The following is a 15,500-nucleotide window of genomic DNA, read 5'->3' as shown; positions in this document are numbered from 1 at the left end:
CGGTGCAAGAAGGATTGATAAATGGGACAAAACGCAAAAAAATTTAAAACGGGTCAGATCACACGCTACCTTGATTTGAGGATATCCCTTATGGCACCTGCATTTTCGGGCTTTTTGACCGATAAGAAAAAGATGAGAAACCGCAGATCTCCCAAAACAAATCCAAGGCTAAAAAAGACCTCGCTCCTGAGTCATCTTAAATTGTGTCCGGCTTCCTGCGCGCATCTTTGGGTTGCTCTGCTGTCTTTTGCAGTCACGTTTTTTCCTGTTCAAGTTCATGCGCTCCCATCCGGGGGAACCGTTCAGGGGGGAACGGCTTCAATTCAATCCGGCGGCTCCGGCTCTCTCAATATCAATCAACAATCTGAACGCGCGATTATCGACTGGATCCATTTCAACATTCAATCGGGCGAGCATGTGAATTTCGACATGCCCTCGGCAGATTCAGTCAACCTGAGTCGTGTCACGGGTGGCAATGCATCGGAAATTTTTGGCAAGCTCACCTCCAATGGTCAATTGTTCCTGGTGAACCCTAATGGGATCCTGTTCGGGCAGGGTTCGCAGGTGGATGTCAACGGACTGGTGGCGACGACCAGTGATATCAGTAACCAGGATTTCATGGCGGGACGGTACAACTTCAACATCGCCTCACCTTTCAACAGCTCGGTTGTGAATCGGGGAACCATCACAGTAAAACAGGGTGGACTCGCCGCTTTTGTTGCACCGGGTGTTGAAAACAGCGGCATCATCAACGCACAACTTGGGCGCGTCTCGCTTCATTCAGGTAAGACATTCACGCTTGATTTATATGGCGACCAACTGGTCAACCTGGGCCTGGATTCGGAAGTGACCGAACAGGTGTTAGGGCCGAACGGTCAGCCCCTGTCATCACTTGTCACCAATAGCGGGGAAATTTTTGCAGATGGCGGACGCGTGACACTGGGTGTGAACGCGGCACGTGATCTGGTGGACCATGCGATCAACATGTCGGGCCTGATTCAGGCTCAATCCATTGCAGAAAAAAACGGCGAAATTTATTTGATGGGTGGTGAGACCGGAACGGTCAATGTTACCGGAACACTCGATGCGTCGGGTTACGGTGAAGATGAGACGGGCGGCGTTATCCACGTGCTAGGGGATCGAGTATTTCTTGATGGCTATGGTTTTATCGACATCTCTGGTGATGCAGGCGGTGGAACCCTTCTATTCGGTGGTGATTATCAGGGCAATGGCACCGTGCAAAATGCGACCGATACCTTTGTCGGGTCTGATGCCAGTATCTGGGCCGATGCGATGAACACGGGCAATGGCGGCCGCGCCATTTTCTGGGCAGATCGACGCAATTATTTCCTCGGGCGAGTGCGGGCCAGAGGCGGCGCTCTGTCTGGTGATGGTGGTTTCGTTGAAGTTTCCGGTAAGGAAACACTGTTTTTTGACGGTCAAGTCGACACCACCGCTCTCAATGGTGAAACGGGAACGTTACTCTTAGACCCGGACAACATTACGATAAAAAGTGGCATCCTGGGAGAACCGGGTGATACGAGTTTGCCGGATATCGCTGCCAGTGGAGGAATTTCTTTCACGGTTTCTGAATTAGCGCTGGAGAGTCAATCCGCGACAACTAATATCAATCTGCTTGCCGAAGACAATATTTTTATCGAAGACCTGACCACGGATAACAGAATAAGCTTCCGCCAAACAGCCGGAAACCGGGTAAGTTTAATTGCCAAAAATGGAAATATTGAATTTCAGGATGTGAATGATGAAATCAGTACTCAGGGAGGAGATATTATTTTAAAGGCCGGGGGCGATATGATGCTCGGGCATATTAATGCTGGGACTGGCACGGTTTCGATTTTTGGAAAGGATGAGGGCATTATAAGTCTGGGAGCCGCGACCGGAGGTCTTCGGATCGACAATACGGAATTGTCAAATATTACAGCCGGGAATCTGATTATTGGCGGTACAACAGATTTCGAAGGCAGGGCTGGAAGGATTGATGTGAACGGAGTCAGTTCGGGGCCAATGGTAACTGGAACAACTATTCTAAGAGCAGTAAATCCAGTAAAGGGAAGTTTTGGTGGGGTGCTGCCTGCAGGTTCAGTAAACTTTGGAAACAACGCTTCAAATTTTTTAAACAGTTCTCTTGTCGTCGAAGCGCTTGAAGGTGTCACGGTTAATTCTGATTTGACTGCTGGCGGGAGCTTATCCCTTGATGGGGATGTAAATAATATAAATGATCCCTCAACGCTTAATATTCCTGATAGTTTAAATCTTGCTGCAGGGATTTCACTGTCCTCTGCTACGGGAACACTGACTTTAAAAGGAACAACAGGGGGGATCATAGGGGCCGGTGCATTGACGTTGAACGGCGCCAATGGGATTGTATTGGATGACAGTATAACGACGGCAGGAGACCTGACATTTAATGACAATGTGGGCATGACCGGTTCGGCCAATTTTATTAATGCCGGTGCCAACAAAATAATTTTTCAGAACAATGCCAATCGGCTGGAAGCTGGCAACGGAAATAATGGACTCACCCTAAACAGTGACCTGGACTTTACAGGGGCTGGCCCTTTCACCATCAATGCCGATGTCGATGGTAATCGTACGGGAAGCTTTTTCCTTTCAGGAGGGAAAACCATTAACACGATGGGGCAGGCACTGGACATCACAGCATCAAACATGATGCTTGACGGTAGCCTGGACAGTGGTGGTGCTTCAACAACGATCCGATCCACCAATGCCAATGGTGTTGATCTGGCACTTGCAAATAATCCCGGTCGTTTCCGTCTGGACGATACGGAGCTGGGCCGAATCACTGCAGGCAGTTTGAGTGTGGATGCCACCGTTGGAACTCTCACCGCCAATGGAGTGGATCACACCACTCATCTTGCCAATATCGCAAACGGAGTTTCCCTGACCGGCAACACGATTGTTTTTGAGGGCGCGGACTCATCATTCAACAGCCTGACGGTTAATGGAATTGCCAATATCAAGGATGGCGTTGATTTGTCCACTGCGGCGGGCTCCATGACATTCAGTAATGCCTTGACTGTAGATGCCAATGCCAATCCCGTTATTTTAGGAGCAACCGGCGGCAATATCTTTTTCAATAACTCGCTCAATGGCGGAGCTGATGTACAGGTCAATTCCGGTGCAGGCACCTCAACCTTTGGCGGCAGTGTAGGCAATACCACTGCCTTGTACTCACTTACCGTTACAGGAAACACCACATTGAATGGTTCGGCCCTCAATACCTCCAACGGAAACGTGACCTTCAACAACAACGTCACACTCGGCAATACGGTCAACATCAACACCGGGGCTGGTGGGGGCGATGTGAATTTTTCAGGAACAATTGAAGGGGCCGCTCCGGGAGATCAGGGCCTGACCGTTAGTACCGGCACGGGGACCTCTACGTTCCAGGGGAACGTGGGTTCCACAACATCTCTGAGCTCGGTCATTGTGTCGGGCAACTCAACCATAAACGGAGATGTCACCGTACAGAATGGACCGGTTTCTTTTAACAATAACCTGACCCTGGGCGGAAACAGTACGATCAGTTCAGGGGTTGGAGGAATCAACCTCAATGCCGTGGATGGCAGTCAGGATCTGGTACTGAACTCCGGGGGAGGCGGGATCAACCTGGATGGCAATATCGGGTTCAACACGGCACTGACATCGCTTAACGTTACCGGTGCCAGTACGATCAGCGGGGCAAGCATCAACACGGCCAATGGAGATGTGACATTTAATAGCGGGGTCACGCTCGATACCGGTGCGGTCAATATAAATACCGGAATCGGTGGGGGAAATATCCAGATTGGTGCCATAGACGGGGCGCAGGACCTTGCGCTCAACTCGGGGACCGGGACAATATCACTCAATGGTTCCGTCGGTGACACGACTACATTGAACAGCCTGTCTGCAACCGGAACGACCACCATCGCCCGGTCCACACTGGAAACCAACAACGGCATCACCTTCAATGGAAACGTCACCGCAAACTCCGGCCTCGATCTTAATGCGGATGCGGACAATACGGGTGTCGGTACTTTCGATCAGCAGGCGGGAACATTGAACACCAACGGCAATGCCCTGTCCATCACCGCCCGGGATATTAACCTGGCCGGCGGAACCAACTCTGGCGCAGGGATTACGACCATCATTGCTTCACAGAATCAGGGGATGAGCCTGGGTGATGCCAATGAAGTGGGGGACTTCCGTCTCAGTAACCCAGAGCTTGGCAATTTTGCCACCACCGGAGGATTTGTCTTTGGCAATGGTACCGGAAGGATAACAGTCGATAACGTCAACAACACGCTGAACAATACAGTCAATGGATCGACGGTTTTATTTAATGGAGGCAGTTCTTCTTTCGGTTTATTGACGGTAAATGGCCCGACCACAATCGCCGGGGTTAACATTACGACGAATAACATGGGTATGAGTTTTAACAATACTCTTTCTTTAACTAATGGGTCTGTCCAATTATCTACTGGTGGTGGCGGAGGCGACTTAACATTGGATGGCAATGTAGATGGCGGACAGAATCTGACTCTCACCTCGGGAACCGGGAATGTGATTTTCGGTGGTTCGGTCGGTGCGACTACAAGGTTGAACAGTTTGACGGTAAATGGCACAACCACGTTTTCCGGAGCTTCTCTTCTGACCAACAACGGAATCACATTTAATGGAATGGTTACCGCCAGTAATGCTTCGGGTTTCAACCTGAATGCCGGTGGTGGAACTTTCACGCAACAGTCAGGCTCTCTTTCAACAGGCGGCAACGCCCTTTCGATTACGGCTCAGGATTTTAATCTGACCGGAACACTTAATTCAGGAGGGGGCACAACCACACTCATCGCATCACAGAATCAGGACATGAGCCTTGGGGACGCAACTGGCGGGTTGCGCCTGGACAACACGGAACTGGGCCAGATCACGGCAGGTGGTTTTGTGTTCGGCAACGGCACAGGAGGGATCACAGTAAATAATGTGACCAACAATGCCGGTACCACATTAAATGGAACAATGTTGACGTTTAATGGAATGAATTCTTCCTTTGGATCCCTGATCGCAAACGGGACAACCACAATTGATGGTGGTGTGGATATTGCCACAACAGCGGGTTCGATGACGTTCAATAACGCAGTGACCGCCAACGCTGATGCCAGCCCCGTGTTGCTTAGCGCAACCGGTGGCAACATTGCCTTTAACAACACACTTGATGGTGGGGCGAACGTTCAGGTCAATTCAGGCGCAGGAACCACAATTTTTGGTGGGAACATCGGCAGCACGACCGCGCTGGATCAGTTGACGGTAACCGGTACCAGTCAAATGAATGGAGATACGATTCGCACCAACAATGGGGTGACTGTCAGTGGAAACTTAACTGGAAACGGTAACCTGACGGTCAATTCAGATGTGGATGCAGACGGGACCGGTACCTTCAACCAGACCGCGGGTGTCATCACCAACACCAACGGTGACCTCAACCTGACAGCAGCCGATGTGACCCTGAACGGAACTGCGGTGAATGTTGGTGCCGGTAAGATGACCGTTGTCGATTCCCAGAGTGGGACCATAGGTCTGGGCAATGCAAATTGTGGGGGTGCCTGTGGACTGACATTAGACGGAAATGAATTGGATAAAATTGTAGCCTGGGATCTTGAAATAGGAACAGATACAGGAGGTGCTGTTTTTGTTGATGGTGTTACCGGGGCCCAAAGCGAAGAAATTCTGTTAATGGACATCCATTCCGGAGGAATGGCTACCTTTGATAATCAGTCGGAGTTTCGCAACATCATATTGTCTGCAGATGACATTGCGGTAAACGGTCAATTGAGCGTGGGCGATGGTGTTTTTGGGCTGCGAACTTCTGATGGTGGGGCACTGGGCGTTGGTACTGCCGTGGGTGATATGACCCTGGATACTACTGAATTGGCGTTTTTGCGTGCGGGTTTTTTATCTTTGTTTACAACCGGTAATGCCACTTTGGGGAATGTGACAATCAACTCTGCCAACATCACTCAGGAGTTTGATGTGTGGGGCAGAGGGCTCAACTTGCAAGGGCCACTTGTGTCACCAATAAATACCACTCTACGAGCCTTCGGTGCAGGGCAGGGGATTGTGCTTAACGATTCGGGCAACTTTTTCGGGGGTTCGCTCAACCTGTTCACTGGTTCAGGCGGTAATGTTTCAATATCCAATCTCTTCAATAACGGACAGACGGTTCGTCTTGGCGATTCCAATATAGGCGGGGCATTCAGCCTGAGTACTCCACAGGCGATCCAGTTTGTTGGTGGTGTCGACGCCAACGGTCCAGTGGTTGTGAGCAGCACTTCTAGCGGTATCGGGTTTGACGATGGAGCGTTCCTGAATGCGGGGATGGGCACGCTACGCTTAAACTCAGCTGGTAACCTGACATTGGGGCAGCTGGTAAGCGACAGTAGTTCCCTTCACGCAATTCATCTGGAAGTCGGAGGGGCGGTGATTGATGGCGGTGATATTGGTGGTGAAGACATCATCGCTGCAAACGGAGGATTGTTTGCACGCACCACTAATGGTTTTGGTACAGAAGATAACCCGATTGAAACGCGCATTCATACGCTGGACCTCACCAACTCAACCAACGGAGACATTGCATTTTTTGAAACCGATTCACTGCATCTTGCCAACCTGACTCAGGGAAGTAATGGTGATATTTTTGGATCCTATAATGGGATGTTATCCGGTACTGACAATATCGAAATAATTATTGGGCGGTTTTTTATCAAGGATCGCGCCTCCGGGCTCACCCTCAGTCAGGAGCTGGGCGATACAGGAAAGGATCGCGATGCCTTGTCCATTGAACGGACGATCGATAACATTATTGATTTGGAATTTGCCAGCGGCTCAAACCGCTTCGACTGGGATCCGGCTGAGGGTTCACCTGCAGGAAAGATAAAAGATTCGGGTTCTCCAGGTGGTGAGCACCTTGGAGATTTATTTGGCGAGCCTTTTCCCCTTGTGGAAGTGAAGGAAGGTAATCCAGAAGACGGTGACCTGGCTCATCTGGAGAATGTGTGGCATTGGAATGATTTTAATGTGGAAAATATTAAGGAAACGGATTCCCGGGAGAAGAAAAAAGCGGTGAAGAAAAAACGGGCTAAAAAAGAAAAGAAAACCGCTTCCAAACCGCGCAAGCGCCGTCAGGATAAAAAAGATTCCGGCATTCTTTCCTTTTTCAAAAAAGCGGGTTCTATTCTGTCATTTAAATAAATTGAAACTGCTTCCTGAGTCTACAGGTCGGGGTCGGGTTTTCTACCCTGTATACCCTTCAATTTCGGTGAGGTCGGCACCCTCAAAAGTTGCGCCTTTGGTATTGGCTCCGGTGAGATTGGCCCGATAGAGTTTGGCTCCATTCAGGTTGGCCTTGCTCAAATCGGCTTTCGAGAAATCAGCCTGATCGAGTGCAGCGCGATGAAGATCAGAGTTTACCAAACGGGCTCCTTTAAAATTTGCCCTATTGATCCGTGATCCTGCGAAATCCGCATTTTCCATATCTGCCTCTTCCGCCTGGGTCTGTCTTAAATCGGCACCTGTAAAAAAGGAATTTTTGGCACGTGCCCGGTTGAGTATTGCTTCATTTAAATTGGCTCTGCTGAGATCGGCATTTTCCAAATTGGCTTCAGAGAAATCGGCTCCTTTTAAAATCCCGCCACTCAGGTCGACACTTTCGAGCTGTGTCTGATTGAGACGCGCACGCGTGAGATCTACTCCGGCAAGTCTGGCATTCTTTAGGGTGGCCTCGTTTAGTTTAATGCGTTGCATTTTTGCACCTTCCAAAACAACTCCTACCAGGCTGGCCTGATGGCAGTCGGCGATATCGAGCACAGATTCTGTAAGGTTGGAACCGTCCAGTGTGGCCCGTCTTAGAATGGAGCCATTGAATTTTGATCTGCTGAGATCGACTCCCAGAATTTTACAATCGGAAAGATCAGCGCCCGTCAGATCGGCACGCATCATTTTAGTGTTTTTGAACAATGCCTGTGCCAGTCGGGCTCCCTTGATCTGGGCTCTTGTCAGATTGGCATCGGTAAAATTCACCTCAAAAAAGTTGGCAGCGGCCATTTTTGAATCTGACAGATCGACATGGCGCATGTCTGCTCCTTTGAAGTTGGAGCGGTTGAGATCAGCTCCTGTCATGTTTGCTTTAGTCAATACCGCCCTGATGAACCTCGCCTTCCCCATTTCCGATTCCATCAGATTGGCTTCTGTCAGGTCGGCTTCATGAAATTCTGATTTGCGCATGTCTGCGCGTTCCAGGTTGGCTTTGTTAAGTTTTGCACCTTTGAGGCAGGTCGAGATCAGAATGGCATCCTGTAAATTGGCTTCAACCATCTCTGCGTTTTCCATATTGGACTCGGACAGGTCTGCATCGTGCAGGTCGCAACCCTTCAATTTTGTTCCGATCATGTCTATTCCGTAAAATTGCAGACCGGAAAGATCAAGACCTTCCAGATCAAGATCGGAAAGGGTGGGGCGCTCTTCTTCAGGCTCACCTTCTTCTTCGGGTTCCCCGTCTTCTCCACTGGATACTTCATCCTCGGTTTCGCCTTCTTTTTCAGTTGCCTCGTCTTCCGTTGATTCGGTTGTGGATGCAGCAATTTCTTTATCATCTGCAGGAGGGGCTTCTTCTGATGTTTCTTCTTCGGGTTTTGCCGAATCTTCCTGTTCCGCTTCCTCTTCTTCCCGTTCGCGGATTTCCCGCATTTTTTCGAGCAGTTCTTCTACTTCTTCCCGGGTCAGGTCGGGCATGATTACTTCCTTTATGCTATTAGGTAGCCGGGTTTTCGGCTCTAAAATCGATAGTTTAGATTGAATGCAAACTAGAACCATAGCCCACGGTTGAACGGAACGCAAGGGGGAGAATACGGAAATTCTGAAACGCAGAGCAGATAGGGGGCTGAACAGGGTTTAATGAGGAGTACTGTATAATGAAATACCTATAATTCAGGGATCAGGATGACGCTTTCACTTGAAGACGAGTTTGGTGATCTTCTACAAAAGGCCCGGGACGGCAAGGCGATGTCTCAGCGGGACCTGGCGCGGGCTGCCGGAATACCGGAATCCGAAATCGACCGGATGGAACGGTATGAACTGACTCCTCGGGATGACCAGATAGTTGAACTGGCAAAAGTCCTGGATCTCGATGCGACAGCATTGAAGATCATTGCCAGGGAACAATGGGTTCCAAAAACACCGGTGGTCGATCCCTCATTCGAGCTAACTTGTATGGAAGTTTTTATGGGTGCTTATCCGGTTAAATGCTATCTCGTTACCTGTCCGAAAACGAAAGAATCTGTGGTGATTGACACAGGGGCCAACCCTGAAACGATCATCAAAACAGTGCGTGAAAAAAATGTGAACGTATCCCGCATCCTGCTGACTCATAATCACCCCGATCACGCCTGGGGGTTGGGAGAGCTGGACAAGGCTTTTGAGTGTCCGACCTGGATTGGAAAAATGGAGCCTAAGCCGCGGGGTAGTCGAGACCTTAGAGTGATTAAAGATGAAGGCGAATTAATACTGGGACAGTTAATAATAGAAACTTTAAACACTCCGGGGCATACGCCGGGAGGCGTATCCTACAAAATCCATAATACGGTTTTTTCCGGAGATTGTATATTTGCAGGTTCCATGGGGAGGGCTAATTCTTCCTGGCGGGATCTGTATGATTCAATTACCGAAAAGTTACTCAGTCTTCCTGATAGAACGGTTTTGCATCCGGGGCACGGGCCTGCTACTACCGTTGGTGAAGAAAATCGTCATAACCCCTTTTTCTGTCACCGCAATTAACCTCGAGCCTTGCATAGGAAAACGTAGGGTCGGTGTTCCCTCGAAAATTAAAGTTTAAAAAATAGATATTCAGTGCTGAATAAGAGTAACCAACCCATGTGGTTTCATGGACCCGGAAAAAGTAAATTACCATTACACCGATGATCTTCCCACCAAACCGTTACCGCCGGACACTCGTGTTCTAGTGACTGGGGCAAATGGTTATGTTGGGCGGCGTCTTGTTCCGGAACTCTTGTTTAGAGGGTATCGAGTCCGATGTATGTTGCGTACCCAAACCGTGGCTCCCATTCTTAAACATCCAAACCTTGAGTATGTGTATGCTGATGGTCGCAACCCGGAACAACTGGATAGAGCGATGGAAGGAATGGAAGTTGCTTATTATCTGATGCATAGCCTCCGACTCGACAAAAGAGAGTTTAGCGGGGCTGAAAAGGAAGTGGCGCGCAATTTTGTTCAAGCTGCCAACAAATGGGAATTAGAACGAATTGTTTATCTGGGGGGACTGGGAGAAACCAGTAAGGAGATTTCACCTCACCTTTCAAGCCGTATTGAAGTCGGTGCCATTTTGTCTGAAGCCCGGTGCACTGTGGTGAGGGTGCGAGCGGCAATTATTCTGGGGACAGGTAGTGCATCGTACGAACTTATCAAGTCACTTGTTTTACATCACCGGTGGATTCCTTTTCTTTCAGAGTTTAACTCCAGGTGCCAACCGATCGCAGTCCGGGATGTCATTAAGTATCTGGTTGGACTAATGGAGTTACCCGATTTGGAAACCGGGAAATACCCTATTGGTGGCCAGGACGTATTGACCTATCGGGAACTGGTGAAACGATTCGCCAAAATCATGAAACGAAAGATTGGTTTTATCGATGTTGGGTGGGTGCCTGTTCCTGTTTTTATTATGATTCGGATATTTGGCTGGTGGATGCATTTGATCAGCCCTGTTTCAGTAAATATTGTGACTCTTTTGCTGGAGAGTTTACGTACCGATGTGGTATGCCCGGATAATTATGTACGGGAGTTAATTCCCTTCGAACCACTTGATTTTAATACTGCTGTAATTTGGGCTCTTGAAAAAGAAAAAAACAGGAAAGTATTTTCCCATTGGACCGACGTTCCTCCTGAAAATATGGGAGATTTAATGCCGATTTGCGAGTATGAGTCCACAGATTTTGTGATTGATGAGCATTCTATCGACATTCCAGAAGAGCCCCAAAAAGTTTTCGATATCGTGTGCCGGATTGGTGGAAAGCATGGTTGGTTGCACGGAAACTTTTTGTGGGAAATTCGAGGTTGGATTGACCGGCTCCTGGGGGGGGTCGGGCTGCATCGTGGCAGGCGTGATGACCAGGAATTGCGATTGGGAGATTCTGTGGATTTCTGGCGGGTCGAAATCCTGGAGCCGCCAAGGGAATTATTATTGAGAGCTGAGTTGATGTCGCCTGGGTTTTCCTGGTTACAATTCAGTCTGGTACCTTTATCCTCTGGTGGCACCCGTCTTACTCTGAAAGCTCATTTTATTCCGTACCGTTTCTGGGGCCAATTATATTGGGGATTCATGCAAAGCTTCCACACCTATATTTTCAAGGGCATGCTCAATTATTTTTATCGACAGGCTGTGAATGCTGATAAATAAACGCAATCTCCGAACAGAGGGAAGCAGGATCAGAACCCGGAACAGCGTGCTTCTTATCCATATTGTGAAGTGGCGAACGGTATGATATTCTCCTGCTTTTCCAAAGGCAAAACTATGAAAATTAAACAGTTGTTTTTATCTTTCGCAGTGCTTATTTTCGGCCTCAGCCTTTTGGCCTGTTCCGATTCCAAGCCCCCAAAAAAGAAACTAAAAATTCCCAGATTGTTTCTCCTGTCAGGAGTAGCGGATACCGGAAAGGAACCCTCGTTTCTCGTTTCCGATGATTTTAATAATGATAGCAATCTGGATCTGCTGGTAGCCAATAGCGCTGAGCATACCCTGTCGTATTTAAAAGGCAATGGGGATGGTTCTTTCAAGGAAGGAATCAAGCTCAAGGCAGGAGCAGACCCGATCTGTATCGCGGTTGCAGATTTCAACAACGATAAGCTTCCGGACTTTGCTGAACTGAATTACCAGGATCAGACGATTCACGTTTTTATAAATACAGGAAACTCTTTCCGCGATACGGGAGAAATCCTCAAACCCGGAAAGATTCCAATCAATCTTACCGCGGCGGATTTTAATGGTGATGGGCTGACGGATCTGGTGGTCTCTCTACGGTTCCACAAAGTGGCATTTTTGTGGGGAAAGGGCAACGGTTTATTCAGCGAGCCAGAACATCACCCCGTCAAAGGGCAGCCTACAGGAATCATTTCCGGTGATTATGATAACGATGGCATTCTGGATATGGCGGTGGCTCTGGCCGGGACAGGGAAAACGGGTATCCAATTGTTCTGGGGTAAAGGCGGAGGAAAATTTCTGCCTTCAAATCTATTTAGAGGAGGAAGGCAGCCGCTAACGATAATTAACCTTGATGCCAATAATGACGGTTACATGGATTTGCTCACTTCCAGCAACTCATTCCATGCCATCACCATGATCCTCAACAATAAGGATCGTACCTTTAAGGCACTTGAAGATTTTTCTGCCGGGGAGTTTCCAAAGTTTGTCGCTTCCTATGACTTTACAGGTGACAATATTCCGGATCTTGCGATATCAAATGCAACTAATGATACGATTTCAGTCTTGCTGGGGTTTGGTGACGGAACGTTCACTTATCCGGCCAAGGAGCATCGTGTTGAAGAGTATCCTCAGGGTATAGTGGTGGGGGATTTTAACAAGGATGGCAAAATGGATATCGCTGTATCCTGCCGTGATAAGAACATGATCAATGTTCTGACCAAGCGCAACCTGCCTCAGGGTTTTTCGATTTACCAGCCTGAACCTGAACCTGAAGCCGAACCAAGCTGATTGTTCAGGCTAATTCTTTTGATGAACCATCTGCAAACACTCCCAGAAGATGGGAAGCGCCTAGTTTACGAGCTACACCAAGGGCATTGGCGTAACCCTCCATATGGTGGTTGGCCATCGGTACAATGACCCAGTCGTAAGCGGCCTGCCTGATTCTGGATTCGAGTTCAGGTGGAAATTGTTCTGGGGAGAAAAAACCATCTCCATAGGAGAAAGTTTTACGTACCGCAGGGTGTTCATTGAAATGATCGAGGATAACGTTCTGCCCCAGCAGATCGGTTGCCTGGCCAGCCTTGTTTTGTAACGTGTCCAGAAGGATAGAAATCATCCATGTCCGAACGCTTCGTAAAGTCAGGACACGACTTCCAGGTTTGATTGGGTTTAGAGATTTTTCAAGTTCTGATTTTAAAGATGCGCTGCGGGCTTTTTCTTTTCCCCTGTCGAATGCCTGCAGGGCAGCTTGAAAAGATGCCTGGATTTTTTCCGCAGGGTAGTGGGGGTAGTTCACACAAACCTGGCCATTGCCATCAAAATCGTCGTAACTTTCGATCTGTTTCAACCACCCTTTAGCCTTCACGCTTTCGTAGAAATCCGTCCCTGGCTGAGGGGTGTTGATTGAAACCTGAACTTCGTCCAAAAGCCCGAGGCTGGTGAGGTCATAAACCAGGTCAACGGTTTTACGGTCTTCCTCCTCACTGGAACCGAGACCCCCGACACTGATGGTACCGTAAAACATAAGTCCGAGATCTTTTCCCACTCTCAGCATGCGCCACATTTTTTCGAGGTCGTGTTTTTTTCCTAGAGTCATGGATCCGGCTACAGCATCGCTGCCGGTTTCAATACCAAATCGGATTTTATAATACCCGGCCTGTTTCATTTCACGCATAGCCTCCGGGTCCAGCGATGCGTATTCGCACATAGCTTCGTATTTGAGGTGGCCCAGCCCTTCAGCTCTGATAGCCTGGGCCAGTGCGATATTGTAGCTGGGCCGGATGTTGTGCGCTTCTTCATCAAAGAAGACCCCTTCCATCTCAGGATATTTTGAATGAAGGGTGCCGATTTCTTTGACGACATCGTGGACATCTCGCGGGCGCCAGTTGAGTTCATCGTAATACAGGGTAGCCGCTGCGCAAAAATTGCAACGCCTGGGGCATCCACGCGAGCCATACATTTGAATTTGCCGATAAATACAATTGGGTTCGTGGTAATCCATCCGGCTGACGTCATTGTCTTCAGGGAAAGGCAGAGCGTTCACATCAATCAGACCGGCTCGTTCATTCGGATAAACCCCGGGAAGACCTGCGGCCTCTTTGCCACTAATTATATCGAGCACAGTAAATTCGTATTCACCGAGGCAGACATGTTCTGCTACCTGGGAGACTTCCTCGGGACGCGCCATCGGGTGTTGACCTGTGAAAATCACCCGGGTGCCAAACTCTTTTTGAGCTGCCTGTGCAAGCCGTTTATCCTCACCCCAGGTGCGCGAAGAGCTTTCCATGATCAGCCAGTCTGGCTGTTCCTTTTCCAGATGGGTGAAGTAAGTTTCAAAATCCCAGCCATTTAGAATACCGTCCAGGAATTTTACGTTGTGATTCGTTTCCCGCTTCAGCAGGCTGGAAGTGTAGGCCAGTTCCCAGGGGTAGTACCCACAATTAGTATGATTTTTGACACCGAGCGACCAGCGCGAAGGAACGTGTACCAAATGGTATCCGTTTTGGTCTACCCCGACGGAATTTGCTACGACGATGTTCATTCAGAGGAACCTTTTGGTTTGGTGCTGGAAGACCTTTTTGCAAAAATGCGTCGATAACCAGCTTCTCCTGCCATGGAAAAGCCGACAATGACTAATTGAATAAAGGCGGTCAGAATGTTGAGGGCAACCCATCCTATCGCTGTTTGTTCCCGCAACCTGTTTTTAAAAATCTGACTTAAAGTCAGGTGTTTAAATGTCCCGGCCGGAAAATAGCCTCGTATTTCTTTCGCACCGGTGGACCAGGCCAGGGATTCGACATTGGCGTAACCCCAGCCTTTTTCGATATTGTACAAAACGGCTGCAAGGTCAAAATTTTGTTCATGCAAATATTTTCGTTTTCCGATCCCGTAAGAAAAAATAGATATGTGTTTGCCCTCAGGAAGGGGCAGAATCTGGTAATCCGCACTCCCAACCAGACTATCTTTCATCTCGTCTGGATGCGCGGTCAGGATTGTGAAAGTTGCCTCCGGAAATTCATTTCGAAGGGACTCGAGAGTTTTCTTGAAAACACGGGATGCCGACTGGATGATCAGTATTTTTTTGGGGCGAAGTTTTGAATTTCGAACGGGGTTTGATAAGTCTGGAGTATCCCGTGTTTTGGTTTCCATGCAGTAAATCATCAGGGTGAAAGGTGACCATTAACCCTTTACTTCAAAAGGGATTCTAAGCCTCGTATCGGAAAATATCAAAGAAAACTTGAGAATCGACTCCCATCCCTCTTCTGTTTGCGGCATGGGTAGATTCAGGAAATTAAAACTGTGTAGATTCTGACTCTCTGGTTACAATTCATTTGATACTACCGGGCTTTTTAACAGAACCTGAACTTTCCTCAACTGTTGAAATTTTCGGAGAAAACCAATTAACTATTTAAAAAATAAATAGTTATGTCGTTAAGGATGTTTTTTTAGATTATGAATTTAAATTCCTTGAATAGTATCTCCGTAAATGGTG

The 15,500-nt window shown here is 48.4% G+C and carries 7 protein-coding genes; 4 read left to right on the top strand and 3 right to left on the bottom strand.

Annotated elements, in window-relative coordinates; genetic code table 11:
- Positions 1-21 precede the first annotated feature (21 nt).
- Positions 22-7,269 (top strand): filamentous hemagglutinin N-terminal domain-containing protein, encoded by a 7,248-nt coding sequence (locus G3M70_00435; GenBank protein QPJ60435.1) that lies wholly within the window; start codon positions 22-24, stop codon positions 7,267-7,269.
- A 42-nt stretch (positions 7,270-7,311) separates the two neighbouring features.
- Here G3M70_00435 and G3M70_00430 read toward each other — a convergent pair whose 3' ends face one another.
- Positions 7,312-8,808 carry a pentapeptide repeat-containing protein gene (locus G3M70_00430; protein QPJ60434.1) on the bottom strand — a complete coding sequence of 499 codons (1,497 nt, stop codon included), beginning with the start codon at positions 8,806-8,808 and terminating at the stop codon, positions 7,312-7,314.
- A gap of 207 nt (positions 8,809-9,015) precedes the next feature.
- Here G3M70_00430 and G3M70_00425 point away from each other — a divergent pair, with 207 nt between their 5' ends.
- The 3 genes from G3M70_00425 (at position 9,016) to G3M70_00415 (ending at position 12,796) form a co-directional block, all read left to right on the top strand.
- Positions 9,016-9,849, top strand: a complete 834-nt coding sequence (locus tag G3M70_00425) for an MBL fold metallo-hydrolase (GenBank protein QPJ60433.1) — start codon at positions 9,016-9,018, stop codon at positions 9,847-9,849.
- A gap of 106 nt (positions 9,850-9,955) precedes the next feature.
- Entirely contained in the window at positions 9,956-11,485 is a 1,530-nt protein-coding gene (locus tag G3M70_00420) for an SDR family oxidoreductase (GenBank protein QPJ60432.1), read from the top strand.
- A 114-nt stretch (positions 11,486-11,599) separates the two neighbouring features.
- On the top strand, positions 11,600-12,796 hold the full coding sequence (locus G3M70_00415; protein QPJ60431.1) for a VCBS repeat-containing protein: 1,197 nt from the start codon (positions 11,600-11,602) through the stop codon (positions 12,794-12,796).
- Positions 12,797-12,800: 4 nt separating this feature from the next.
- Here the strand turns inward: G3M70_00415 and G3M70_00410 are convergent, their stop codons facing one another.
- Complete coding sequence (locus G3M70_00410; GenBank protein ID QPJ60430.1) at positions 12,801-14,549, bottom strand: radical SAM protein; 1,749 nt, start codon at positions 14,547-14,549, stop codon at positions 12,801-12,803.
- The gene (locus tag G3M70_00405) at positions 14,546-15,157 is read right to left on the bottom strand and encodes a hypothetical protein (protein ID QPJ60429.1); all 612 of its coding nucleotides are present in this window, start codon (positions 15,155-15,157) and stop codon (positions 14,546-14,548) included. The genes G3M70_00410 and G3M70_00405 overlap by 4 nt, the downstream gene beginning before the upstream one ends.
- Positions 15,158-15,500: the final 343 nt, after the last annotated feature.

Source organism: Candidatus Nitronauta litoralis (genome assembly GCA_015698285.1).
In the GTDB taxonomy this organism is placed as follows: domain Bacteria; phylum Nitrospinota; class Nitrospinia; order Nitrospinales; family Nitrospinaceae; genus Nitronauta; species Nitronauta litoralis.
The sequence above is the reverse complement of the archived record's forward strand: the minus strand, read 5'-3'. Positions and strand labels throughout refer to the sequence as shown.